The organism is bacterium, from assembly GCA_016708315.1.
Taxonomy (GTDB): Bacteria; Zixibacteria; MSB-5A5; order CAIYYT01; family CAIYYT01; genus JADJGC01.
Map to the genome: position 1 here is coordinate 166,055 of JADJGC010000023.1, position 26,384 is coordinate 192,438.

Below are 26,384 nucleotides of genomic sequence, written 5' to 3' on the forward strand. Positions count from 1 at the left end.
TGAGCCGCAATTGCATAGACATAAGAAAAGGTCGATACCATGTGGCATCGACCTTTTTCATTTGCAGTACAGGCAATTGTCAATTCTATAGATCGCCATTTGCCCAAGTAATCAGGCCGAATTCATGCGGATGCACGGAACTGCGATGACCTGGCAGCACTCGGACCGAGTAGCCGAATCTACCACTTGCTGAAAGCGGAGCGCTGCACGAATAAGTGTAGATTCCAGCCTGAGGATTGCCAACCGGCAGCATTTCAATGCTCCGTGCATCGGCAATTTCACCGCGTTGCGATATTCGACCAAGGTAAAGTTCAACCTGTAGATCTTCAGCCTTGAACTCGCCAACGAAGACTTTAACATTAACCTTGATCTCCTGGATAACTTCCACTTTCGGCGGGTTGACCAATTCAATTTCAAAAATCCGAATATCAGCCCATTTGTCGCGTAGATGGCGATACCATCCTGCCAATGAACGCAATTCCTCGTAGTTGTTATTTTGAAGTATCTTGTACTGGCGATATGCGCTCGTGTATGAGCGGTCGACATACTCTTGCACCATGCGATTCGAGTTAAACGCCGGGCTTAAGAGTTTGATCGAACGCTTCATCTTGGCTACCCATTCGCGTGGAATGCCGTCGCGACCGCGATCATAGAAAGTCGGCGCTATTTCCTTCTCCAGAAGGTCGTAAATTGCATTGGCTTCTACTTCATCTTGATAATCGTGATTGTCATATTCTTCACCGGAGCCGATCGCCCAACCAACATCTGGTCGATAGCCTTCGACCCACCAGCCGTCAAGAACACTGAGATTCAGACCGCCGTTGAAGATGACTTTCATGCCGCTGGTTCCAGAAGCTTCCATAGGTCGACGCGGCGTATTCAGCCAAATATCAACACCCTGCACCAGATACCGTGCCATCGACAGATCGTAATTCTCGAGGAATACGATACGATCTCGCAACTCGGGGTCACGAATGCTATGGATAATCGATTTAATTAGTTCCTTGCCAACATTGTCGCGCGGATGGGCTTTGCCGGCAAAGACGATCTGAACCGGAAACTGCGAATTGTTTACTATCCGCTTCAACCGCTCGACATCTCTGAAAAGAAGCGCGCCGCGTTTATATGATGCGAACCGACGGGCAAAACCGATGGTCAGATATTCTGAATGTAAGACTTCACTGACAAGTTTAAGTTCACGCGGGGTAGCGCCACGACGTTGATACTGATCCTTAAGGCGCTGACGAATAAGAGAGATCATCTTCTCGCGACGCAATTCATGCGTGCGCCAAAGCTCGCTATCAAGAATATCATCGACATTTGACCAACAGCTGTGATTTGCAGGTTGCTCCATCCAATCAAGGCCAAGATAGCGGCTGTACAACTCTGACATTTCCTGAGAAATCCAAGAGCGGGCATGAATGCCATTGGTGATCGAGTCTATCGGGACTTCGTTCAAAGGCACCCCTACCCACGAACCCTGCCACATTTTGCGAGAGACTTCAGCGTGGAGCTTACTTACTCCATTGATATATGATGAGAAGTTCATCGCCAGGTAAGCCATGTTGAACTCTGTGGCGCCGTATGCGCCATTTTGGCTGCCCAAGGCAAAGAAGTCATTGGCACCGATTCCAAGCATCGAATAGTATGGTCTCAAGTAGCGTTCAACCAATTCACGCGGGAAGCGGTCAATACCGGCCGGTACCGGAGTGTGCGTGGTAAATACTGTGGTCTGCTTGACTAGCATCGAAGCTTCGCTAAACGACAAACCTTCATTCTGCATGCGCCGGCGAACACGGTCTATTGCCAGAAACGCGCTGTGTCCTTCGTTCATATGGTAGACTGAAGGAGTATACCCGAGTTCGTCCAAAGCACGGACGCCGCCAATTCCCAGCACCAATTCCTGACGGATGCGCATGTCAATGTCGCCGCCATAGAGTTCGCTGGTAATATCTCTATCCTCCACCGCATTGTGGGGATTGTTGGTGTCGAGTAGATAAAGAGGCACTCGGCCCACCTGGAGCTTCCAAACCTTGATTAGGACATGACGTCCAGCAAGGTCAATTGAAACCAACAGGGGGTCACCCTTAGGATCCAATGCTTCGGTCAGAGGTAACATCGAAAAATCGAGTTCGGGATAATATTCGCCCTGCCAACCGTCGGCATTTAAGTATTGTTGGAAATAACCGCGCTGATAGAGCAAGCCCACACCGACAAGCGGCACACCAAGATCACTAGCGGATTTGAGATGATCACCCGCCAGAACCCCCAGACCACCTGAATAGATCGGGAGAGATTCGGTAAAACCATACTCCGCGGAGAAATAGGCAATCTCACGGTTTGCTGTCTTGAAGTGTTGCTCGCCGAACCAGGTTTCACCGTCCATATAGACGTGAAGGTCACGATAAACTGTTTCAAGATGAGCCCGGAAGGACGCGTCCTTTTCGAGTTTATCCAATTTTGCCTGTGGAATCATCGAAAGAAGGCGGACAGGATTGTGCCCGCAGTCTTCCCACAATTTGCTATCAATTCGGCGAAATAGCTGTATTGCCGGGTGATTCCAGCACCAATAGAGATTGTTGGCAATTTCGCGAAGAGGCTTGAGACCGGTCGGAAGAACGGGCTCTACCTGAATATACCTAAGAGCTTTAACCATCTGCATTCCCTGTCTTTATCGACCGCAGCGCCATAATCATTACCATCAAGGTACGAACAAACTTGGTTGACTGAAAGATAATGTAAGCTTACACCTATGCCAAGTTGTTACTTAGATTCATACGCTTCAAAATCGACCGAATCAGTTGTGTAAAGAAAAATTAAGTCGCCATAATCGGTCTATACTTAACGTGTTGGTTCCCAATTTGCGTATTACCTCTAATGATGTCTTATTGAATGGGAAAGGAATTATGCAATTACCACAGACTTTGGGGGCGCTAAAGTCCACTGGATACAAGTCGCATAGCACCAAGGATGAACTGCGCGAGAATTTGCTCGACCAAATCAAGAGCGGCCGCAAACGCTGGCCGGGAATAATTGGATATGATCGAACGGTACTCCCGCAACTCGAGAATGCGATTTTGTCTAAGCACGACGTTCTTCTCTTGGGATTGAGAGGACAAGCAAAGACACGCATCCTCCGCCAACTTGTCAACTTCCTCGATGACTTCGTTCCCATCATCAAAGGCAGTGCTCTCAATGAGGATCCTTTGCAGCCAATCACAAAGGCTTCGAAGGCACTGGTGGCGCAATTCGGTGATGATCTCGAAATATCCTGGCTCCCCCGGGCTGAGAGATATCATGAGAAGCTCGCCACGCCGGATGTTTCCGTAGCCGACCTGATTGGCGATCTGGATCCGATTAAGGCCGTTAAGGAGCGTCTCGATCTCTCCGACGAAAACGTCATCAATTGGGGAATCATCCCGCGAACTAATAGAGGAATATTCGCTATCAATGAGCTACCCGATTTGCAGCCGCGAATTCAAGTTGCGCTATTGAACATCCTTGAAGAAAACGATTTTCAGATTCGCGGATTTCCAATTCGTCTTCCGCTCGACATGATGCTGGCATTTACAGCCAATCCCGAGGACTATACAAATCGCGGCAACATCATTACTCCCTTGAAGGATCGTATTGCTTCTCAGATCAACACTCACTATCCGAATGATGCTGAGACTTCCAAAAAAATCACACTGCAGGAGGCATGGCGCAATCGATCGAACAAGGTCGAAGTACCAGAACTGATTCACGATATTATTGAGCAAATTTCGTTCGAAGCTCGCAAGAGTGAACACGTGGATCAAACATCTGGTGTCTCGGCTCGGCTCACGATTTCAGCTTACGAAAACTTGATATCCAATGTCGAGCGTCGAGCCGCTCTTAACAACGAGAAGGACTTCTTTCCGCGAGTTTGTGACCTCTACTCAGTAGTCTCGTCCATTGTCGGCAAAGTCGAACTGGTCTACGAAGGCGAGTTGGAAGGACCGAACATAATTGCAATCAATTTGATCGGCGAAGCTACGAAGAATGTATTCAATCAGCATTTTCCACAACCGCGGAAAGTAAAGGCTGGCGCCGATCAGCGACCGCAAGAAAATGTCTATGAAGCCGTAACGGATTTCTTCTCGACCGGCAAGCGATTAGAGCTTTCCGACGAAATCTCTTACAAGGAATACAGGGAATCACTTCTGCAAATCGCGGGGCTGAAAGAAATTGCCGAGAAGCACTATGCCACCGATGACGAGCGCGGTGTCATTCTGGCAATGGAACTGATTCTTGAGGGACTACATAAGCACAACTTAATTGCCAAAGAATCGCCGGACAACAAGTACATATATGTGGACATGCTCGAAAACATGCTGAGGGATTAGCAGTGCGGTTCATTTATTCCAAATGGGATGAGTCGATAATCGAGCAGTTGCGCCAAATGCGCGATTTGATGTCGATCTTCAATTACCTCCTCTTACAAGTCAACGGCAATGTTAAAATGGCGCTCCAAATCATGGAACAGCTCAAACGCATGGGCTATCTGCCAAAAGACTCGGACTTGGAAGAATTCAAGCGCAACTTGGAAGAAAACCAAATCATCTCCGTTAATCCGACCGGCACGTCTCTGACTCGAAAAGGCGAACGCAGTCTGCGAAAGGACTCTTTCGACAAGATTTTTGACCAACTCAAGTCATCTGCCGGCGGGCGTCATCCAATTCCTAGAGAAGGCGGAAGCTCCGAGGAGATTCTTCCGGAGCGGAAGAAATACTCTTACGGCGATAACCTGCGAAACATTGATTTTCGTAGCTCACTGCTGAACAACATTTCGCGCACGGCAGATCTTGGCCTCAATATGGAGGAGGACGACCTTGAAGTATATGAGACGGAGCAAGCCACGAATTGTTCGACAGTCCTGTTAATCGACATCTCACATTCGATGATTCTCTATGGAGAGGATCGCATCACACCAGCCAAACAGGTAGCGATGGCATTTACCGAGATGATCTTGACTCGCTTTCCAAAGGATACACTCAGCGTCGTCTTATTTGGGGATTTTGCCCAGGAGATCAAAATCAAGGACTTGCCATATGTCGGAGTTGGTCCCTATCACACCAACACCAAGGCCGGCCTTCAAATGGCTCGGCAGATTTTGCTCCGCAGGAAAAGCACTAATAAGCAGATATTCATGATAACTGATGGAAAACCATCGATGATCAATCGCAGTGATGGGAGTATCTACAAGAATCCCTTTGGCCTTGACCCGATCGTGGTGAATAGGACGCTTGATGAAGCGATCATCTGTCGCAAGAAGAAGATACCGATTACGACATTTATGATCGCCGAAGATCCATATTTACAGCAATTCGTGCAGAAATTGACCGAGTTAAATCACGGTCGTGCCTATTTTGCGTCCGCGCAGAATCTCGGCGAGTATGTATTCTGGGACTTCCTCAAACATCGTCGTAAAGCGAGCTAAGCGCCATTACCTGACGAATATTCTCCCTTCACCCTGTCCGGTGATCTCGCCTACGATTTGGGACGCTCCCACTCCCTTTTGACCCAACTCCTTTAACATTGCGTCAGCTTGGCTTGGCTTTACTGCCATGAGTAGTCCGCCCGAAGTTTGCGCGTCGGCAAGAACGATCTTCATGACTTTGGAAACTGACTCTCCCCAACTTACGAATGGTGCCACATAGTCAAGATTGTTTTCGCTTCCACCAGGTACCACTCCCGCCGAAGCAAGCGCAATTGCCTCATCGATGATTGGGACACTATCGGCGTAGATTTGAGCAGTTACGCCGCTACCAACCGTCATCTCTTTGAGATGTCCAAGTAGTCCAAATCCGGTCACATCAGTACAGGCAGATACATCGTAACGAGACATAACATCGGCGGAAGTGGCATTGAGGGTGCTCATGATAGCAATCACTCGATCTCGTAGCTTGTCGTCTGCCAACTGGCGCTTAATTGCTGTCGATATGATGCCTGTCCCGATCGGTTTGGTCAGAATCAACTTGTCGCCAACACGAGCGGTATTGTTGGCTCGAATCTTGGAAGGATGCACAACACCGGTTACGGCAAGGCCGTACTTTGGCTCTGTATCATCAATTGTGTGACCGCCGATGATACTGATTCCTGCTTCGCGAGCCTTGTCGGCTGCGCCCTGTAGAATTCTTTGAAGCACCGACATCGGCAACCTGTTCGACGGAAAACCTACGATACTCAAACCGAACAACGGCTTGGCACCCATTGCATAAATGTCGCTAAGCGAATTTGTCGCTGCAATCGCGCCGAAGTGATATGGATCGTCAACTATAGGAGTGAAGAAATCGACAGTCTGCACAACTGCGATCTCGTCGCTAAGTCGATAAACTGCGGCGTCATCGGATGATTCTGCACCGACCAGCACGTTGATATCCGTAGACCGGGGCAGTTGAGCCAGTATTTTCTCCAATGCCTGAGGTCGCAGTTTACAAGCACATCCCAGACCGTGAGTGTAACGTGTCAGCCGAACCTCTTCGCCGGACGAAGGTAGGGTAACCTCCCCTGCACCGGATGGAGCTAGTCGGTTTATCGTAGATTCGATCGCTTCGACAGCGGCGTCAATTTCTGCCTCAGTCGTCATGTATCCGGTAGAAAACCGTATCGTCCCCATCGCATACTCCACCGGAACATGCATAGCTTCGAGCACATGCGACATCATCACCTTGTCGGAATGACAAGCCGCGCCCGGCGAACAGGCAACCTGTTCCAACTCAGAGATGATCGTGTTGGCTTCTATTCCCGGAAACGAAATCGATACCGTGTTTGGCAGGCGTAAATCGAGATTGCCATTGATTCGACATTGCGGCAAGCGTGCCGTTAGTTGTGATTCGAGGTGATCGCGGAATTTCTGCATCAACGGTGCTTGCCGCTGAAGTTCACGGCCGACAACTTCACAGGCTTTGCCGAGTCCGACGATTTCGAGTACGTTTTCTGTGCCTGCGCGTAAATTTTGCTCGTGTGCAGCCCCATGAATCATCTTCTGCAGTTCGATGCCGCGCCGGACATACAGTGCTCCTATTCCTTTTGGTGCATAGAGTTTGTGCCCGGCAATCGTGATCATGTCAGCGCCAGTGGCTTCGGCCGTAACAGGTATCTTACCCACCGCTTGTGCCGCATCAGTGTGAACCACTATCTTGTGTTCGTGACAAAGTGCAGAGATCTCTTTGATGGGCTGAATTGTGCCTACTTCATTGTTTGCCTGCATGATTGACAACAGAATTGTCGTAGGACGCATAGCGCGCCGAACATCATCGACATTCACCAACCCAGTCGAATCGACCGGCAGGTAGCTAACTTCGAAGCCTTGCTCTTCGAGATAGCGGCAAATCTCCAAGACGGCTGGGTGTTCAATTTGCGAAGTGATAATGTGATTTCCACGTTGCCGATTCTTCAGCGCGAATCCCGCTACTGCGAAGTTGTCCGATTCACTGCCGCCAGACGTAAAGATTATCTCGTCGGCTTGGCATCCGAGCAACGCGGCCACTTGGGCGCGCGCCGTTTCGACTGCCTTGCGTGTTTGCACACCAAACCAGTGCGAACTCGAGGGGTTTCCGAAATGACTGCGCAAGTACGGAATCATTGCCTCTGCGACTTCGGGATGTATCGGAGTCGTTGCGTTGTAGTCAAGATAGATATGATCCAACTGAAGTCTCCTAGATTGATTCGTCTAAATCTCGTGCGACCAAAGAACCTTCATACTTCTGAAAGCGCCGGCTTGTTGATCCACTGCCGATACCACAACGCCAGATTGAGCAGGTTCCAGATGCGCATACCCTGATTGTTTCCGCCCTGGTGGCGAGCAAAGACTCTGTCAACATACTCGCGATTGACGATTTCGCCCAAGATATTCGACTTCGACGTCAGCAACTCGTACGCGAACTTGTCGACTCCTGGTGAGACCATGTTCTTCGCAGAACCACAGAATCCGACCTTTGGACGATTCAATATCTCATCCGGAACGATGCCCGTCACTGCTTTTTTTAACAAGTATTTCAGGCTATCGTTTCTGTAGTGCATTTTGGACGGTATGCGCAGTACATATTCTATCAGCAAATGATCCAGAAATGGCACTCTTGTCTCGATGGAATGCGCCATTGCCATCTTATCAACTCGCATAAGTAGCAGCTCCGGCAATCGCTGTTTTAACTCCAAGTAGGTCATCCGAGTGAAGTATTCTTCGCTGCCGTTGAGCGGCTCGTAGAGCGCAGCTATTTGTCCGGCAGTGTTATAATCCCGGCAGATATTGCGCATCTCCGACGAGAGTAGCAGGTCCTTCTCATACTCAAGAAACGCAATTGCTCCGCCCCAAAACAACTCTTCCCTCTTACTCAACCTCCGTAAGTGCTCACGCTCAAGGTAGCGCCCCTTCGATTCCATAATTCGTCCTGCCATTCGATAGCCGGCATGCCAAATCGACTTCGGTACGAACTGCAATTTATCCCATTTGCTGATAAGTTGAAGCGCCAGCAGAAACTTTGGGTATCCACAGAATAGCTCATCAGCGCCTTCACCGACTTGAATTACGGGAACTCCATTCTGCCGCGCTAATTGTGAAACATAGTAGAGCGGGACACAAACCGGATCTGCGAGTGGTTCATCCTGCAGATAAGCCAGCTGCTCAAACAATGAGATGAAGTGCTCGTCACCAATTTCGACTTCATGGTGATCGCAATGGAAATGCTTGGCCATTCGCCGGGCATATTCGAACTCGTTGAACTGATCCTGACCGGTGATGCTCACTGAAAATGTCTGCACCGGGCGATCCATCAATTCAGCCATTAGAGCCACGTTAGTCGTCGAATCGATCCCCCCTGACAAGAATACTCCAAACGGCACATCAGAGATCATATGAGACTTGACCGAGTCGCGAAGATGGTCGAGTATACCTCGCGAGATGGTTGCTTCGTCATCATCAAGCATCGGTTGATTGCGAATCGCATCCCACCAACGAGTGTAAGTGATTCTCCCACTGCCATCGACTCGCATCCAGTATCCGGCTGGCAGCTTTTTGATGCCGGCAAACATAGTAAGAGGCGCCGGCGCGGCGGCAAGCGTTAGGTAATGGTAAAGTGCCTGCGGGTCAATCTCGGCTGATACAAGCGGGTGCGACAGAATTGCTTTGATTTCAGAGGCAAATATCAGCGTGCCGTCTTGAATTGTGTAGTATAGCGGTTTGATTCCGACCCGGTCACGCGCAAGTGTCAACTCATTACGCTCGTGATCCCAGATTGCCAGCGCGAACATCCCCCGGAGATGCTTCAGCGCCTCTATGCCATACTCTTGATAGAGATTGAGAATCGTCTCGGTATCGCTGTGGGACATATAGCTGTGGCCCTGCTTCTCGAGCGTCTGGCGAAGGTGCTGATGATTGTAGATCTCGCCATTATATACGATCTGAAGATTTCCGGCGGAATGCTCCATCGGTTGATGACCTGCTGGACTCAAATCGATAATCGATAGACGTCTATGGCCAAGCCCAAGTTTTCTGTCCGGCGAAAAATAAGTCCCTGAATCATCCGGGCCGCGGTGAGCCAATCGCTCGTTCATTCGCTGAATTTGGTCTGATTCAACAATCCGGTTGTTCTTAAAATGGTAAATCCCGCAGATTCCGCACATGTTGCTACTTACCTCTGTCCATATTGTAGATTAATCGGTTAACGGGGTAACTGCAAACACTACCTATCGCATATTCAATTGAAGTTTCCCACTGGTCCAAATCGAAACACCAGCCTGGCAGGCGAACAAAGAGCTTGTCAGCAACGAACAACAACCAGACCACTAAGTTGGACTGAATTGGTCAATAAATATTACTTCTGTCCGACAACATTTGTAGAGGACAAATGATGCGAAACTGTTTCATCACGATTCTATTGCTGCTCTTGCAGACAGCTCACATTACTGCCGGGACCATTGTCGGCGAAGTTGCCTTGACTCCCGCTCGCCCCGCAAATACTGCCATCAATCGCTATACGGGACGTGATGCTGTGGCTAACAAGAATATCGACACCGACGATGCAGTTGCGACTGCGGTTGTCTATTTGACTGGCGGACCGATATCGAGTGCGGTACCACCAAACGAGCATCCACAGATGGTGCAAAAAGACCAGTCCTTTGTGCCGGAGATACTGCCGATCCTCGTCGGTACAACAGTTGACTTTCCCAATCTTGACCCCGTTTTTCACAACGTTTTCTCCTATTCCAAGGCCAAGAAGTTCGATTTGGGACGCTACCCCAAGGGACATTCCAAGTCTGTTACCTTCGACACACCCGGGCTGGTCAAGGTGTTTTGTGAAATCCACTCCTCCATGCGCGCCCATATTCTGGTGTTGGAGCAACCCTTCTTTGCCCTCGCCTCTGAAGACGGCAGTTTTCGCATTCCTAATGTACCGGCAGGAAATTATACGCTGAATGTTTGGCAGGAAAATGTCCCGGAAAAGCAAGTGAACATCACTGTTCCGGCTTCGGATTCTGTATCTGTGCGGGTAGACTAAACAATGAGAATTTCAATCGGCAGAAAATTCCAGCTCTATGTGACCGGCATCATCATCGTCGGCGCAATTCTGGTATTCATTGTCGTTCGCAACGTAATCAAACAGCAGTATACCTACCACTTCACCCAGGAAATAGAAACGGCACAGTTGGTGCTCGACAACTATCTGCAGAGTCGGTTTGCACTTCTAAAATCCGGAATTGACATCATGCTCTCCGATCCGCGCTTCATGGCTGCAATCGCCGAGGGCGACCCGACGACAGCGCAACACGAAGTGGCTAATTTCCGCAGTCTGGTTCAGGCAGACATCTTTGTTATCGCCGACACCGCCGGAAAAGTCTTTGCGGAAGATAACTCTGTCACAATCAGCGACCACGATCAGCTTGAGCTAAACGTCAACAAGTATGAACACGCTCATAAGGAACAGTACCGCTTTCTGGGCGGAAACATCTACCAGACCCTGACCACTCCGCTTAGTTTTGGTCAGCAATATCAAATGGGCAAGCTGCTTGTCGGTTATCAGATCAATCTCGAGCTACTCCGACGTCTAAAGTCGCTTACCGGCAGCGATATTCTGCTGTTGGCAAAAGACGAAATCATCTCGGCAACTGACCCCGCGCTCATGCAGCAGCGCGAGGTCCTGGATTTTGTTGTCTCAAACTCAGACAAGCGGGCAAGCACGGTCCAGACTATCAGCATTGGGGGCGAAGATCACCTCTTGAGCAACTACCGGCTCGGCGGAGTATCAGGATTGTCAATGATACAAGTGCGCTCCCTCGACGACCAGCTCGACCCTGCAATCGCAAACATTTCGTTGTATCTTATTCTCTTGACGATCGGTGCTTCGATTGTATCACTTGTTCTAATCTACCGGTTCACATCAACCAAGTTAACCGGAGCTGTAAACCGCTTGGTCGAAGCAGCCGGAAAGATCTCATCCGGGCAACTTGACAATCCTATCCAGCCCCTCAATAATGATGAACTCGGCTATCTCGCATCGTGCTTCGACAATATGCGTCAGACCCTTTTGACCAATCGTGAGACGATTGCCCGAGTGCAGGAAGAGCGAATCAACGCTGAGCGTCTTGCGACAATCGGCCAACTCGCTGCAGGCATTATTCACGACTTCAAGAGCCCGATGACCGCGATTGCACTCTCTGTTGAAGCCATTATTCACGGACTTGGCGGCGAAGCCAAGCGAGAGAGCTATTGCCGGGGCATCAAGAGTCAAGTCCAGCGTATGGCAAACATGACACAAGATCTGCTCGATTACGCACACGGCAACAAGTCCCTGAATCTCGAAGCTCTTCTTTTCGTCCAGACAATTACTCAGCAAGTAGAATTTCACCGCGAGCGCTTCGACAAACAGCGAATTGGTCTGGTTGTCAATGATCACCCTGAATTTGTTGCATCGATCGATCCTCACAAATTTCGCCGTGTAGTTGACAATCTACTTAATAACGCATTTGAAGCACTTTCGCCGGGCAACAATGTATCGGTTACTATCGAAAGAAACTCGGCAGGCATTCACATTGGTGTCAACGATGATGGTCCCGGCATACCGGAAGAGATTATCAAAGACATCTTCAAACCTTTTGTTACCCACGGTAAATCCACCGGAACCGGACTCGGATTGGCTATAAGTCACAAGGTTATATCAGATCACGGGGGTGAATTGTCAGTCACCTCGACATCTGGAAACGGCGCTCATTTCCTGATTCGACTGCCAGTGTCGCTGATCAATGAACAAGCCCCGGCAGGAAGCATTCTTCAAGGAGTTTCGACATGACGAAACGATTGATCGCTCTATTCGTCGCCATTTTAGCCATTGCTCCAAATGGCAAAGCAATCGCGCAATATCAGGTCAGCGGTCAACTCGATTTGGTCGTCCGTAACAATTCCGCAATCGATGGCAGCAACAAAACATTCAAAGGATTCTCGAACTTCGACTTTGTCCGTGCTCGAATCTTCTTTGATGCTCAACCGACTGAGAAAGTCAGCGTCTTCACCCAAGTGCTGGTTGATAACTCTGAGTTTCAACTATACGGAGCTTATGTCCGCCTTTCAAGACTCGGGGGTAAGGACATCAACGTTCACGCTGGAATCATCCCCAACCCGGTTGGAATGTGGGGACCGCGAACCTATTCGAATAAGAATCCGTTGGTCGGCGTACCTTTAATGTATCTCTACCACACGGCCCTCGCACCGGGAAAGTACCAAACCAACAATGACCAGCTCTTGGAATCGCGCGGAAATGGGTTCCTGAAGTATGGCCTGCCAATGATGTATGATCCTTGTTGGAATACTGGAGTCGAAGTATTCGGCGTAGCAGGAATGATTGATTGGTCCATCGGCGCTTTGAGCGGGACGATCTCTGCACCGACAATTCAGCGCGAGAAAGACCTACCGCAAATGACAGCTAAACTGGGAGTATATTTTTCGCCAGTTTTTAGCCTCCAATTTTCCGGTTTCGCCGGTCCCTATCTCTCAGACATTTCTGATTTTGAAATCGCCGAAGAGTATTACCCCAAAATCTCTGCCGCGTATGGTGCCAAGGAAGCCGAAGACTATCTTAACTTCGGCGGTGGGCTTGGCGCGCACTACGATTATGGAATGTTGGAAATGTTCGGTGAAGCGTTCTTGGCTCGGTGGGAACATCCGGTATATGACAATCTCGATGCATACAGTGCCTACATTGACGCCCGTTACAAGCTCGCTCCTCAGTGGTATCTTGCCGGTCGTATGGAGACCATCCGCTTCTCCGAGTACGATTTCGGTGGCAGTGTCGGCAAACAAGACTGGGATTATCCCTTGAACCGCTTTGAGTTAGGCGTCGGCTACCATATCGACGAAGCGGTGACACTTAAGCTGGTCACCCAAATAGTCCGGTCGAGTGATTATGCACCACTTGACGATGAAATGGTCGCATTTCAGTTATCAACTACCATTCACTAAATCACTAAGTCGGCTTGCCTTTTTCGCCTTCTCCTCGTATATAAGGTGACTATATCCGGTTATTATTGGCCGGTGTGGGTTGAGCGTATCTTGAGTTACGCGGATTGCATTTTTGACACGAGGTGAGAGTTATGGATAGCAAAGAATATGTGCTGAAAGTCGGTCTGGCGGAAATGCTGAAAGGCGGCGTCATCATGGACGTCACTAATGCTGAACAAGCCAAGATCGCCGAAGATGCCGGTGCCGTCGCTGTGATGGCTCTGGAACGCGTTCCCGCTGATATCCGCAAGGCAGGCGGTGTTGCCCGTATGTCACCAGTCGAAAAGATCGAAGAGATACAAGCTACAGTTCAAATCCCGGTTATGGCCAAGTGCCGTATCGGCCATTTCGCGGAAGCGGAACTACTTCAGGAATTGAAGGTCGACTACATCGATGAATCTGAAGTGCTCACACCCGCTGACGAAGAACACCATATAGACAAACATCCGTTCAAGATTCCGTTCGTGTGCGGCTGCCGAAATCTTGGCGAAGCGCTTCGTCGAATTAATGAAGGCGCAGCTATGATCCGCACCAAGGGTGAAGCCGGTTCCGGCAATATTGTCGAGGCAGTTCGTCACCTTCGCCAGATTTATGGCGAGATTCATGCTCTTAAGAAGATGGATAAAGAAAAGCTCAAAAAGATGGCCAAGGAATATCGCGTGCCGCTTGATCTGGTCAAGAGAACTGCCGACCTGCAAAATCTCACTGTTCCGAACTTTGCCGCCGGCGGTATCGCTACACCCGCAGATGCTGTGCTTTGCATGAAGCTTGGCGCTCAAGCCGTTTTCGTCGGCTCGGGGATATTTAAGTCATCCGATCCATCCCGTTTGGCGAAGGCTGTCGTCACGGCGACAACGCATTTTGATGATCCGGCTATTGTTCTCGAAGCCTCCCGCGCCTTAGGTGAGGCGATGCCCGGACTTGAGATCAGCAAACTTCCCAAGGAAGAACTGCTTCAATACAGATGATCGCCAATCCGAAAGTCGGGATACTCGCATTTCAAGGGGATTTTGCCAAACACCATCAGGCATTCGGCAGACTGAAGTGCGATGTACGCCTTGTGAAGTCGATCGGCCAGCTTGAGGCTTGCGACTACCTCGTGATTCCCGGCGGTGAGTCCTCCGTAATTGATCGATTTATCAAATCGACTAATCTTGCAGAGGCAATAAAGAACTTCGCGGCCAAACGACCAGTCTGGGGCACTTGTGCCGGAATGATCCTGCTCGCTAAAAACGTCGTCAATGACAAAGTGATCACCCCCCTTGATCTTCTTGACATTACCGTCGAACGCAACGGCTACGGTCGTCAATTCGAATCATTTATCGACTTCGGCGAAGTTATGCTGGGACCAAAACCTGAGTCGCTGGAGATGGTGTTCATCCGCGCACCACGGCTATCAAACATAGGTCCGGACGTCCTGAGCCTTGGCAGTTGTCGCAACGAAACAGTTATTGTCCGACAAGGTAATGTTGTTGCGACCTCGTTCCACCCGGAAATGACATCTTCCACTCGTTTTCAGCAGTATTTTCTATCCATTGGAAAGTAATGTCGAACTGGGGAGCCAAACAGCAACTAAACCGTGACGCGAAAAAATTGCTTGGATACAATTGTATTTTTCGATTGTTTAATAGGGGAAAAGTGAAGGAGATCAAAATGCATCGTTTCATCATTACCCTCGTTGTTGTCGCCCTGCCGCTTTCCCAGCTGTTTGCCGGGAGGATATTCGGCGACCTCAAAATTGGTGACAAACCTGTTGCCGAAGGCGTCAAAGTCACGATATCTGCGCCGGTAAAGGCCACCGAGGCAGGAAAGCCTGCGGTATCACCAGTCGTTGTTGATTCTGCTATTGTCGACAAATTCGGAGCATATCGGTTGAACGTCAAAGAAGAAGGCAAGTGTGTTCTGACCGTCCATATCGAGAAGCAGACTCCGACGTTGGAAGTATTTTCCTATGCCAATGCAACGCGTTACGACATTGTCTTAGAAAAGGACAAGGACGGCAAGTACGCCCTTAAGAGGAAATAATCGGTGGATGAAAAGAAGCGCGATTTCTGGGATAAACTAACGATTGTCTTACAGCCGCTCGGCGGTCTGTTCACTGCAATTGCAATTACGCTTCTTGGTTTCTTTACCTCGCAGTACCTGGAACGCCAGCAGTCACTTGACGCCAACACGCGGCTCTACTCGGAACTTATGAGTAACCGCGAGCAGTCTGAGAGTGCGCTACGCAAAGACATGTTCGTTTCAATTATAGGTACATTCTTGCGTCCGCAAGAATCAACCATTGGGGCAGCCGTTCTTAACCTCGAATTGCTCGCATACAACTTCCACGAGTCGTTGAATCTCAAACCGCTCTTTACCGATCTCAGACAGAGTATCTCCGAGCGACTCAAGAATGAGTCCCGACCCGACTCACTTGAACGATATCAGGCATTTCAGCGCCGCCTCGAGCGCGTTGCTCGCGAGATAACAAAGAAGCAAATGGTGGTCCTTGAAGGCGTCGGTGTTAAGAAAGATTTGGGGGTAAATCTTGAAGGCGAGTTTGAGGGAGCCACTCTTGATCCAGCTGATCTCGAACTAGACAGCGTCTTTACGACACTTATTGTTGATGTTACCGACATTGATCGTGAGGCTAAGGAACTGCGGCTTGATGTCACAATCCGGAGCCAGAATGGACACGGCGACCCGGTGTCCAAAAACGTCTCGTTCAGCACTGGTTTCTATGATTTCCCTATGATCGACAATACCCGCCTCCCCAATGGGCAGCGTTTTTCGGTGATTATGAACAATTTCTCCGAAATGGGTGCCGAAATCACCATCGTGCTCTTCCCGGGCGCATACGCCAGTCTCAAGGAAAAGCCCTACTATGGGGAAGTCATAGAAAACATTCGAAAGTCATCCCAGGAACTTGGAAATTAGTAAACAAGCAACCGACCGTCAGCATTACTCGCCTAACTATTAGCTGCACATAGCTATCATGCTTAACTGACAAAAGACAACATAGACCCCGTTCTCTTGTCCTCCGCATAAAATCGCCAAAAATATCTCTATTCAGAATTAATCCTCCGATATATAATTTTAGGTTACACAACTTCGGAGGTACCTTATGATTCTGATTCGACCGATTTCTCTCCTGGCACTCATGCTTCTGCTCGCCTTAGGCTGCTCCGGCGGTGATAAAGGTTCTGACAACAACGACAACGACCAACAAAAGGAACTTCAGCGCATCGAGAACATCATTTCTGTTCAGCAGGATATTGGCGAGAGTTTGGTGGATATGCTGGCAACATTGGATACGACTGCAACCAAGGACTCCTTGGTCAAGCTCTTCGAGTCAGATACGGCAAATGTGCTCTCCGCTTCCGCAAACACTCAAGGCGTCGTTGTTGAGTATAAAAACGGAATGCGCGGCGGCGTGCTGCTTGACCCGCTGGATCTGGGAGGAACTGATCCGGTCGCGCCAAGCTCCAAAGAGAAATACAGCTTCGCCTACTGCAACCTCAATCGAAAATCATCGCCCGGTGTCTAACAAGACCATTTTTCTTAATCCGCACTACTTTGAACGCCAAGCCCATGCCAACCCTTTGATTGCGCAGGCAAACGCAGGTTTTGCCAAGACCGGCTATTCAAACTTCGAAGTCGTAACCAATAACCAATGTACGGTCGAGAAGTTTGCCTCACTCTCGGGATACGGAGTCGTCCATTTCTACTCGCATGGAATGGCGTGGCCCAATTCGGCCAATATCAAGGAAGTGTTCCTGATGACCGGAGAAATTGCCAACGCAGCTACGACGACAAAGTACTTCAGTAACATCAAAGCAGGGAGGATTCCGATCGTAGTTTATAATGCAGAAAACAGGTACTTTGTCAGCCCATCGTTTGTCGCACACAACAACTCATTTCACGATGACACCACCTTTGTCTATCTCGGATTCTGCTATAGCTGGTTAGGCAACTGGCAAGACACACTGGTCGAAGTTGCAGGCGCAGGCGCCTGTGTTGGTTTTGATTGGTCTGTCTTTACATCATGGAACGCGATGTGGGCGCAACATCTCTATCACGATATGTGCGACACATCGGAAATGAGCCCGATGGAACTCTCCGATTGGCGAGACCACGCACCCCGCATCGATAATACTTATTGGGACGCACAAGACAACCGCTGGGTGTCAATTTGGGATCAAGGAAACTCCGACCTCGTAATGTGGAACGCGTTGCGAATTACCGCAATTGACCCACCGGAAGCACAATCGGGAAGCACTGTCAAAGTCAAAGGCATGGGATTTGGGGAATCGCAAGGCAATAGCGTGGTCAAGTTCGGCAACATAACGGTGACGGTAGTCTCTTGGAGTGACACTGAGATTTCGGTCATTGTCCCGGAATTGTTCGTATCGGGCAATGTAACTGTAACAGTTGGCGGGAAGTCGACCAATAACTTCCCTTTTAGAACCGCGGTTGTACGTCTTGTGCTGGATCAGGATAGCTTATTTCGCTCTATAAACGACACCGTGCTTGTCCATGCGCAAGTTACCGGTACGCTCGATACGACTGTCTATTGGCGAGTCCTCCCTTACGGCAATACGCCTGCACCCGGACAGGTTTCACAAATCACTAACAACTACGTCCGCGTGATAGGCGGCTATTGGTTTGCAGGTTTGTGCCGTGTCGAATGTGTCGCCCGAGCCGACACTACAGCTCGCGATACTGTGACAGTTGCCTATTCAGTCATGCACAGGCTCAAGAGTTCCGTCTTCTTTTGGGTTCGACTCGATGCTGCGATGTTGTATTCCATCTCTTGCTCGGATATCACTTACGATCCAACAACCGTCTTCGTTGTTCATAATTGGAGTGGGGAGGAAACATCACCCAAACCAGTTTGGAGTGGTGATATCATGACCATAAAGGGATCCTGGGAGTACGGCCAATGGCCATATCATGACACCCTATACGTGAGGGCGCAATTCAACCCGCTCGGAGACTCGTTGCGCAGCCTTCAGATGATCAACTATCGGTACGGACGAGATCTGAGTTACCGCCAGTGGGAGCACCGGATCGATGTTAGAAATGTTCCATTCAACTTCTACTCTTGGACTGAGACAATTAGAGTAGTTGGCTATCAAGCGAGCGGCCAAGCTGTCCAATCACATGTGAGTTCGTTTTTGGATTACTATCTGGAACACGATATGCAGGAAAATTGTGTATACGAACGAACCGCGACGACTGCTAACTGGAATAGCACGACAGTTACGCCGCGCTTTGAATTAAAGTTGGGGCCAGTCAAGTATTAGAAACTGGATGGCATTTGGCGTTCCTAATTGACAGAATTACTCGACCCCGCTCCATCTCGTGAGCAGGGTCGAGTTTTCTTTTTTGGCGTCTTGCGATTGACTAAATTGAGAGAGTCGCCCTCAATAAGCCTTCGTATGGCAGTTTTTGCTGTTCGGTCGTCGTCATGTTCTTGATCGTGTAGACGCGATCTTTGAGGTCGTCAGAAAACACAAAAATCGCAAAACGGGCGTTTTGTCGAGCAGCTTCCTTCATTTGCGATTTCTGTGAACGCTCAAGATAATCCAGATCCACAGAAAGCCCAGCTTCGCGCAATGCCCCGGCAAGGTTTGCGGCCTCCGTACGCTCATCGGGATTCACAGCGACAATGAAAATATCAAGCGGCTTCTCCGCGAATCCTTTGTTTCCAGTTGCTTCCATCGCGAGAAGCGTCCGTTCCATTCCCGCAGCAAATCCGACTGCCGGAGTAGCGTCACCGCCTAATTCCTGAATTAACAGGTCATACCGCCCGCCGCCGGATAAGGCATCCTGTGCCCCAAGGAGGCTCGACCGGACTTCAAAAGCTGTACGAGTATAATAGTCCAGTCCCCGGACAAGTCGCGGATCGACCGAATAAGGGACGTTCAGTTTTTCCAATGTCGCCATGACAAGTTCAAAGTCGCGTTTGACTGCCTCATCATAAAACTGGGATAACAACGGCGCATCTGTTAACAGGGACTTCGTAAGTTGTTCTTTACTATCGAATAGTCGAAGCGGATTCCTTTCAATCTTCTCGCGATCCACCGACGGAAATTTGTCCGCAATTGGCTCAACAAACTTCAACAACTCCGACCGGTGCTTGGCTCTGATCTCAGGAGTCGCCACCGAATTGATTGCCACCTCGAACTGGCTGATGCCGCAGTCTTTCAGTATCTGAACACTAATGGCAATTATCTCCGCGTCGATCTTGGGATCGCTTGAGCCGATTGCTTCGGCTCCAAACTGATGAAACTGACGCTGACGCCCCTTCTGTGGTTTCTCTTGCCTGAACATCGGGCCGATATAGAAAACCTTGTTCAAGGGAGACTTCTTGCCGAGCGATTCTTCCACAAATGCCCGCACTACGGATGCAGTAGCTTCCGGGCGCAGGGTGAGATTTCGCCCTCCCATGTCAGTGAATGAGAACATTTCTTTCGAAACAATATCTGTTCCTTCACCGATGCCACGGGCAAATAGCTCGGTCATTTCGAAGATCGGCGGACGGATTTCCTTGTAGTTGAATCGTCGCATGGCGTCGCGCACTATCGACTCGAGGTACACCCATTTCGCCGATTCCTCGGGAAGGATGTCAAATGTGCCTTTAATTCGTTGATATTTCATAGTGCATTCAAGATAGAAATCAGCCAGGTAATGTCAATTCAATCTAACTCTCAATTGACAGGATGCTCCCTTGGTCACTCCAGCATTGCAGGACCTACTTCTGAAACCTGTAGATTAGTATCGATAGTCCAGCTACCATGTAGCCGACTATATCGGCGACCCAGTCTCCAATGGATGAATCCCGGTTTGGAACGAAATACTGTACTGTCTCGTCGAGCCCTGCGTAAACCAATCCGAACAAGAAGAGGAGCAGATAATAGACTCCCTTTCGATTCGATAAATGTGTCTCCGGAAATGCCCGAAACATCAGTAATCCGAAGACAAAATACTCCAATCCATGATAGAACTTGTCAATATTTCGAATGTCAAACGAGGGAGCATGCGCGTTAGGCAACGAAGACAGAAGCAGGATCATACCGGCGAAGAGAATCGGCGGCAATTTATAGAATAGCAAATTTCTACTTGTTCGGGTCATAGGGGTGTATATATAGTCATAGAATGGGGCGGCGACAAGCCGCATTCTTGCGGATCCAGTGACTTCTGCCTCAAGGCTTGACTTCAGACCCGCCAATCATATATTCCAGCCAACCCTAATGCGGAGATGATGATGCGCGCATTAATAACCGGTATTACCGGTCAAGACGGATCGTACCTCGCCGAATTGCTCTTGGAAAAGGGCTACGAAGTTTATGGCATGGTACGGCGTTCGTCCACCGAAAATTTTGAGCGAATAAATCATATCAAAGAAAAACTGCACCTGATTCAGGCGGATCTCTACGATCAAGGTTCACTTCTGGACATGATTGAAGACGTCCGACCGAACGAGGTCTATAACTTGGCCGCCCAGTCATTTGTGCCTACCTCGTGGACACAACCGGTATTGACCGGCGAGTTCGACGCTATTGGCGTTACAAAACTGCTCGAAGCCATTCGCAAGGTCGACACGAAGATCAGATTCTATCAGGCGTCATCTTCAGAGATGTTTGGCAAAGTCCAGCAAGTGCCGCAGACCGAAAGTACACCGTTTTACCCGCGATCTCCTTACGGCGTCGCCAAGGTGTACGGGCACTTCATTACGGTAAACTATCGCGAGTCTTACAATATTCATGCGTCTTCAGGCATTTTGTTCAACCACGAATCACCGCGTCGCGGGCTGGAATTTGTTACGCGCAAAATATCCGACGGCGCTGTGCGAATTAAGCTTGGATTGGCGGACGCGCTCTATCTCGGCAATCTTGATGCCAAACGAGATTGGGGATTCGCCGGGGACTATGTTGTTGCCATGTGGCTTATGCTTCAGCAAGAGAAGCCGGAGAACTTCGTGATTTCTTCCAATGAGAATCACACGGTTCGCGATTTCGCTGAAATCGCCTTCTCGCGTCTCGATCTCGACTATAAACAATATGTCAAAATAGACCAGCGCTTCGTGCGTCCGGCGGAAGTTGACATTCTCCTTGGCGATTCGACTCAGGCTCGGAAAAAGTTGGGATGGGTACCGAAGGTCTCATTCCGCCAATTGGTCGAAATGATGGTAGACTCAGACTTGGCGACATTAAAGAAAAAACATAATCTATGAGAGCATTCATTACCGGCATCACGGGTTTTGCCGGTTCGCACTTAGCCGAAAACTTGCTCAATCACAATTACGAGGTTTTCGGTACGTCGTTAATGGGTGAACGCCGGGACTATGTCGCCGGAATCAAAAACGCCATTTCCATCGCCACCGCTGACATCAATGATGCTCGCGCCCTCAAGAAAGCAGTAACATCCGCGAAGCCGCAAGTGGTGTTTCATCTTGCAGCACTTGCCGCGGTGGGACGATCATTTACGGTTCCTGTCGATACCATGACGATCAATCTAATGGGCACTCAAAACCTATACGAAATATTGAGAGATTCAAAGTCGGTACAGAAAATCGTCTTCGTCTCCTCAGCCGATATTTTCGGTCCCCTGCCGCCGGCCAAAATGCCGATCAAACCAGACTATCCGCTGCACCCGGTATCGCCATACGGCGCCTCTAAGGCGGCTGCTGACATCCTTTCGTACCAATATTTTCGGGCTTACGGGCTCCCAATTGTTCGAATCCGCGCGTTTAACCACACCGGACCGAGGCAAGGGACTGGCTATGTTATTCCGGATTTCTGCTCACAGATCACTCGAATTGAGAGTTCGGGGAGGCGCGGCACTATAAAGGTTGGAGATACATCAGCAAGACGCGATATTAGCGATGTACGCGATATCGTCAACGGCTATCGCCAAGCGGCGGCAAAAGGTAAGCCCGGCGAGGCTTACATCTTGGCAAGCGGAAAGGCTGACAGTATTCGCCACTATTTGAAGCTATTGACTAATATGTCAACTGCCGAAATAGATATCAAGATAGCAAAGGAACTGCTTCGCCCTGTTGAAGTGCCGCTACTCGTCGGCAGCATCGCGAAGTCAAAGAAGGAATTAGGTTACAATCCCAAGTATAAGATCGAGCAAACCTTGCTCGACACGTTGGATTTCTGGAGGAAGAATTGAAGAATCAATTGGCGCAAAAACTGAAGGACCGTACCGCCGTTATCGGCATCATTGGTCTGGGATATGTTGGTCTGCCACTGGCTATCGAGTATGTGCATGCCGGATATCGCGTCGTCGGCTTTGAAATTTCCGATCGCAAAATCAAGCTGATTAACTCTGGCGGCTCCGACATTGGCGATGTACCTGCCAAGGAAGTCAAGAAGGCGGTTACGGCTAAAAAGCTCCGGGCTACTCGTGATTTCTCACAAATGAAAGATTGCGATGTCTGCGCCATCTGCGTGCCGACGCCGCTTTCGAAAACCAAGGACCCGGATGTCTCCTACATCTTAACTGCTGTAATGGAATTGAAGAAGTCTCTCCGCAAGGAAATGCTCGTCATTCTTGAATCCACTACCTACCCGGGAACTACTGAAGAGTTGATCCTTCCCGAGTTGGAAGAAACCGGACTGAAATGCGGCAAGGATTTCTACCTTGCTTTCAGCCCCGAACGTGTAGACCCGGGCAATGCAATCTATCAGACCAAGAATACGCCGCGTGTTGTCGGTGGACACACTCCGCGTTGTCAGCAAATGGCTAAGATCTTCTATGAAGCCGCCATCAACCATGTGCACATGGTTAGCTCGACTCAGGCAGCCGAAATGGTGAAATTGCTCGAAAATACCTTCCGGTCGGTTAATATCGGCCTTGTTAATGAAGTCGCCCTAATGTGCGACCGGCTCAAGTTGAATGTCTGGGAGATCATTGATGCTGCTTCATCGAAGCCCTTTGGTTTCATGCCCTTCTTCCCGGGACCGGGACTCGGCGGCCATTGCATTCCGATTGATCCGCATTACTTGTCGTGGAAGCTCAAGAGCTTGAACTATTACTCACGCTTCATTGAACTTGCCGGCGATGTCAATTCTCACATGCCGGAATACGTGTTGGACCGTATCGCTCGCAATCTCAACCAACGTAAGAAATCAATCAACGGTTCGAAAGTTGTGGTGCTTGGCGTTGCCTATAAACGCGACATCGCTGACGTTCGCGAATCGCCTGCACTTGACTGTATTAATCTGCTGCAGCGCGCAGGCGCAAAGGTTTACTACAATGACCCATTTGTGCCGGAGATTCGTTTCGACGAACACCATAAGATCGACATGAAGTCAACGAAGTTAACGGCTCCGCTAATCAAGTCTGCAGACCTCATCGTAGTAGTCACAGACCATTCCAGCTATGACTACCAATGGATCGTTGACAACGCCGCGGCTGTATTCGACACGCGCAACGCCACCAAGAAGGTAAAACGCAATCGCAAGAAGATCGAACGACTGTAGTCCTCGGACTTGGTCGCTAATGTAAGGTCGAAAGCCCTGAGTAAATCGCTCAGGGCTTTTTTCATTCAGACCATCAACATGGACAACCAACTCGGTAAAATTCCCGAAACTTCTGGCACGATAATTACGTAACCCCTTTCATTATGAGAATTTCGGCTCCAAAATGGCTATATGCCATTGTACTTTTGCTGATTGGCAGCTCAACTTACGCCCAGAGCGATTTTGTGCCGAACAGCAGGCCGGTTCTGAATGTCCAACGAAGCTCAGGCGAAATCACTATTGACGGCGAACTTGGCGATGCCGGATGGAGCAACGCCGTCAAAGCAGAAAATTTCGCAGAGAACACCCCGCGCGAACGAGTAAAACCGTCAGTTGAGACCGAGGTACTCGTTACTTATGACGATGACAACTTCTATTTGGCGTTCATCTGCTACGATGATCCGAGTACAGTACGCGCATCGATGCGGGACCGCGATGAGATTTTTAGCGATGACTATGTTGGTATCCTCCTCGACACTTATGGCGATGCCGCCTGGGCTTATGAGATATTTGTCAATCCACTTGGACTCCAAGGCGATTTGCGTTGGATACCTAATAGCGATGAGGATATGCGATTTGATATCGTCTTCCACTCGCGTGGAAAAATCACCGAGCAAGGATGGCAAGTTGAAGTCGCCATACCTTTCAGCAGTCTGCGTTTCCCGGTAAAATCTGTTCAAGAGTGGCGAGCTACCTTCTGGCGAAATCGGCCGCGATCTGATCGGGAACGCTCGACTTGGGCAGCGATTAATCGTGACGAACCTTGCTTTCCATGCCAATTCGGCACTCTCATCGGATTCGAAAATGCCAAACCGGGTAGTCGACTTGAAGTCTTGCCATCGGTTATCGGATTTCAATCAGCTTCGCTGCGCAATCCCAACAACCCGCGCTCGGCGCTCGAAAACAGTGACCCCGAAGCCGAAGTGTCACTCAATCTACGCTATTTGCTCAGCTCGGACCTGACGGCGGATGTCACCTACAATCCCGATTTCAGCCAAGTAGAGTCCGATGCCGCACAGGTGGATGTGAACAACAATTTCGCCCTATTCTACCCGGAGAAGCGACCCTTCTTTCAGGAAGGATCGGACCTCTTCAACTCGTATTCGAATGTCGTCTATACCCGTTCGATAAACGATCCGCTCTTTGCAGGAAAACTCACTGGCCGCCTCGCCAGTAGAACGGCCTTAGGCTACATCGTTGCACGCGATGAACATTCGCCTCAATTGCTGCCATTTGAAGAGCACACTGCTCTCGCCGAAGTCGGCAGAAGCGTCAGCAATATCGTTCGACTTAAACAAAGCGTAGGCGAAGATTCCTACATCGGTGCAATCGCTACCGATCGCAGAATTGATGATGGCGGTTCGGGTTCGGTTTTTGGCGGAGACTTCAATCTTCGACTTAACAAGAACTACCGCATAGGCGCACAGTTATTGGCAAGCCATACCGAAGAGCCAAACGACATTTCGCTGTTCGGAGATGGATCGTTGTTTGACAGAGGACGACATACCGCCGCCTTCGATGGCGAGAAATACTGGGGAAACACTGCCTATGCTGGATTGACTCGAGAAGCACGACTATGGAATTTTGAACTTGAGTATCGTCAGGTCAGTCCGACGTTCCGCGCCGACAACGGCTTCATCTTCTGGAATAATCAGCGCGAAGGCAGCTTCTGGACTGGTTTGTTTTTCCGACCGAAATCTAAGACCTTCATCGAGGTTACTCCGACTATCTCTGTCGGACGCATCTGGAATTATTCAGGTCCACGCAAAGACGAGTGGGTATCGCCGGAACTGAGTCTGCTACTGCCTGCCCAAACCTCAGTCCAACTCGGCTGGCTATACAGCCGGGAGACGTTCCAAGGTCATTTCTTCCCGGGAATTAGGCACTACCGCATGTATGTTGAGAGTCGCTTCTCTGAGCCGCTGAGTCTTGGCGGACAGATTATGCGAATTAAGTACATTGCCCGTCGGTTGGAGACACCGGTACTGGGCCACGGCTGGGAACTCAATGCATTTTGTACATTGAAGTTGTTTCAACGCCTCATCGTGAGGCCAGAGTATAATTATGAAGAACTGAAGAACCCGGCAACCGATGAGAAGATCTATGCCGGGTACATTCTACGAACTCAGCTCAATTACCAGTTTACGCGTGAGTGGTTCTTGCGATTGATTGTCCAGTACGACAACTTCGACAGGGTCATGGGAATCGAGCCGCTCTTGAGCTACAAATTGAATCCGTTTACAATCTTCTATCTTGGTTCAACGCATTCCTATCAGAATCTGCGCGAGACGCGCGACATGATTCAAAACAGCCGCCAGTTCTTTTTCAAATTCCAGTATTTACTACGTGCGTAA

20 protein-coding genes are annotated in these 26,384 nt (G+C 49.5%); 15 read left to right on the forward strand and 5 right to left on the reverse strand.

The window, feature by feature from the left end; all coding sequences use genetic code 11:
- Positions 1–85: 85 nt before the first annotated feature.
- Positions 86–2,656, reverse strand: a complete 2,571-nt coding sequence (glgP, locus tag IPH59_13005; protein ID MBK7092616.1) for an alpha-glucan family phosphorylase — start codon at positions 2,654–2,656, stop codon at positions 86–88.
- Between the two features lie 250 nt (positions 2,657–2,906).
- Here glgP and IPH59_13010 point away from each other — a divergent pair, with 250 nt between their 5' ends.
- Both IPH59_13010 and IPH59_13015 read left to right on the forward strand, forming a co-directional pair.
- Positions 2,907–4,367 carry a magnesium chelatase gene (locus IPH59_13010; protein ID MBK7092617.1) on the forward strand — a complete coding sequence of 487 codons (1,461 nt, stop codon included), beginning with the start codon at positions 2,907–2,909 and terminating at the stop codon, positions 4,365–4,367.
- A 2-nt stretch (positions 4,368–4,369) separates the two neighbouring features.
- Complete coding sequence (locus IPH59_13015) at positions 4,370–5,461, forward strand: VWA domain-containing protein (GenBank protein MBK7092618.1); 1,092 nt, start codon at positions 4,370–4,372, stop codon at positions 5,459–5,461.
- A gap of 6 nt (positions 5,462–5,467) precedes the next feature.
- On the opposite strand, the gene selD is transcribed toward IPH59_13015, so the two are convergent.
- Positions 5,468–7,672, reverse strand: coding sequence for a selenide, water dikinase SelD (gene selD, locus IPH59_13020; protein MBK7092619.1), 2,205 nt, complete (start codon positions 7,670–7,672; stop codon positions 5,468–5,470).
- A gap of 50 nt (positions 7,673–7,722) precedes the next feature.
- Positions 7,723–9,645 carry an asparagine synthase (glutamine-hydrolyzing) gene (gene asnB / locus IPH59_13025; protein MBK7092620.1) on the reverse strand — a complete coding sequence of 641 codons (1,923 nt, stop codon included), beginning with the start codon at positions 9,643–9,645 and terminating at the stop codon, positions 7,723–7,725.
- Between the two features lie 224 nt (positions 9,646–9,869).
- On the opposite strand from asnB, the gene IPH59_13030 reads away from it, so the two are divergent.
- From IPH59_13030 to IPH59_13070, 9 genes are all read left to right on the forward strand, one after another.
- On the forward strand, positions 9,870–10,520 hold the full coding sequence (locus IPH59_13030) for a hypothetical protein (protein ID MBK7092621.1): 651 nt from the start codon (positions 9,870–9,872) through the stop codon (positions 10,518–10,520).
- A 3-nt stretch (positions 10,521–10,523) separates the two neighbouring features.
- Positions 10,524–12,308, forward strand: a complete 1,785-nt coding sequence (locus IPH59_13035; protein MBK7092622.1) for a HAMP domain-containing histidine kinase — start codon at positions 10,524–10,526, stop codon at positions 12,306–12,308.
- The gene (locus tag IPH59_13040; protein MBK7092623.1) at positions 12,305–13,474 is read left to right on the forward strand and encodes a hypothetical protein; all 1,170 of its coding nucleotides are present in this window, start codon (positions 12,305–12,307) and stop codon (positions 13,472–13,474) included. The genes IPH59_13035 and IPH59_13040 overlap by 4 nt, the downstream gene beginning before the upstream one ends.
- 131 nt (positions 13,475–13,605) lie before the next feature.
- Positions 13,606–14,481: a pyridoxal 5'-phosphate synthase lyase subunit PdxS gene (gene pdxS, locus IPH59_13045; protein MBK7092624.1), complete on the forward strand. Its 876-nt coding sequence runs from the start codon at positions 13,606–13,608 to the stop codon at positions 14,479–14,481.
- A complete protein-coding gene (gene pdxT, locus IPH59_13050; GenBank protein ID MBK7092625.1) occupies positions 14,478–15,059 on the forward strand; it encodes a pyridoxal 5'-phosphate synthase glutaminase subunit PdxT in 582 nt (193 codons plus the stop codon). The genes pdxS and pdxT overlap by 4 nt, the downstream gene beginning before the upstream one ends.
- 107 nt (positions 15,060–15,166) lie before the next feature.
- Complete coding sequence (locus IPH59_13055) at positions 15,167–15,538, forward strand: hypothetical protein (protein ID MBK7092626.1); 372 nt, start codon at positions 15,167–15,169, stop codon at positions 15,536–15,538.
- 3 nt (positions 15,539–15,541) lie between these two features.
- Positions 15,542–16,432, forward strand: coding sequence for a hypothetical protein (locus IPH59_13060; protein MBK7092627.1), 891 nt, complete (start codon positions 15,542–15,544; stop codon positions 16,430–16,432).
- A 187-nt stretch (positions 16,433–16,619) separates the two neighbouring features.
- Positions 16,620–17,042 carry a hypothetical protein gene (locus IPH59_13065; GenBank protein ID MBK7092628.1) on the forward strand — a complete coding sequence of 141 codons (423 nt, stop codon included), beginning with the start codon at positions 16,620–16,622 and terminating at the stop codon, positions 17,040–17,042.
- The gene (locus tag IPH59_13070; protein MBK7092629.1) at positions 17,035–18,801 is read left to right on the forward strand and encodes an IPT/TIG domain-containing protein; all 1,767 of its coding nucleotides are present in this window, start codon (positions 17,035–17,037) and stop codon (positions 18,799–18,801) included. Before IPH59_13065 ends, IPH59_13070 begins: the two co-directional genes overlap by 8 nt.
- A gap of 100 nt (positions 18,802–18,901) precedes the next feature.
- On the opposite strand, the gene IPH59_13075 is transcribed toward IPH59_13070, so the two are convergent.
- Together IPH59_13075 and vanZ are read right to left on the reverse strand one after the other, a co-directional pair.
- Positions 18,902–20,158 carry a histidine--tRNA ligase gene (locus IPH59_13075; protein MBK7092630.1) on the reverse strand — a complete coding sequence of 419 codons (1,257 nt, stop codon included), beginning with the start codon at positions 20,156–20,158 and terminating at the stop codon, positions 18,902–18,904.
- Between the two features lie 94 nt (positions 20,159–20,252).
- Positions 20,253–20,612 carry a VanZ family protein gene (gene vanZ / locus IPH59_13080; protein MBK7092631.1) on the reverse strand — a complete coding sequence of 120 codons (360 nt, stop codon included), beginning with the start codon at positions 20,610–20,612 and terminating at the stop codon, positions 20,253–20,255.
- 150 nt (positions 20,613–20,762) lie between these two features.
- Here vanZ and gmd point away from each other — a divergent pair, with 150 nt between their 5' ends.
- The 4 genes from gmd (at position 20,763) to IPH59_13100 (ending at position 26,384) form a co-directional block, all read left to right on the forward strand.
- On the forward strand, positions 20,763–21,734 hold the full coding sequence (gmd, locus tag IPH59_13085) for a GDP-mannose 4,6-dehydratase (GenBank protein ID MBK7092632.1): 972 nt from the start codon (positions 20,763–20,765) through the stop codon (positions 21,732–21,734).
- Positions 21,731–22,678 carry a GDP-mannose 4,6-dehydratase gene (locus tag IPH59_13090; GenBank protein MBK7092633.1) on the forward strand — a complete coding sequence of 316 codons (948 nt, stop codon included), beginning with the start codon at positions 21,731–21,733 and terminating at the stop codon, positions 22,676–22,678. Before gmd ends, IPH59_13090 begins: the two co-directional genes overlap by 4 nt.
- The gene (locus tag IPH59_13095) at positions 22,663–23,991 is read left to right on the forward strand and encodes a nucleotide sugar dehydrogenase (protein MBK7092634.1); all 1,329 of its coding nucleotides are present in this window, start codon (positions 22,663–22,665) and stop codon (positions 23,989–23,991) included. Before IPH59_13090 ends, IPH59_13095 begins: the two co-directional genes overlap by 16 nt.
- A gap of 143 nt (positions 23,992–24,134) precedes the next feature.
- A complete protein-coding gene (locus IPH59_13100; GenBank protein ID MBK7092635.1) occupies positions 24,135–26,384 on the forward strand; it encodes a carbohydrate binding family 9 domain-containing protein in 2,250 nt (749 codons plus the stop codon).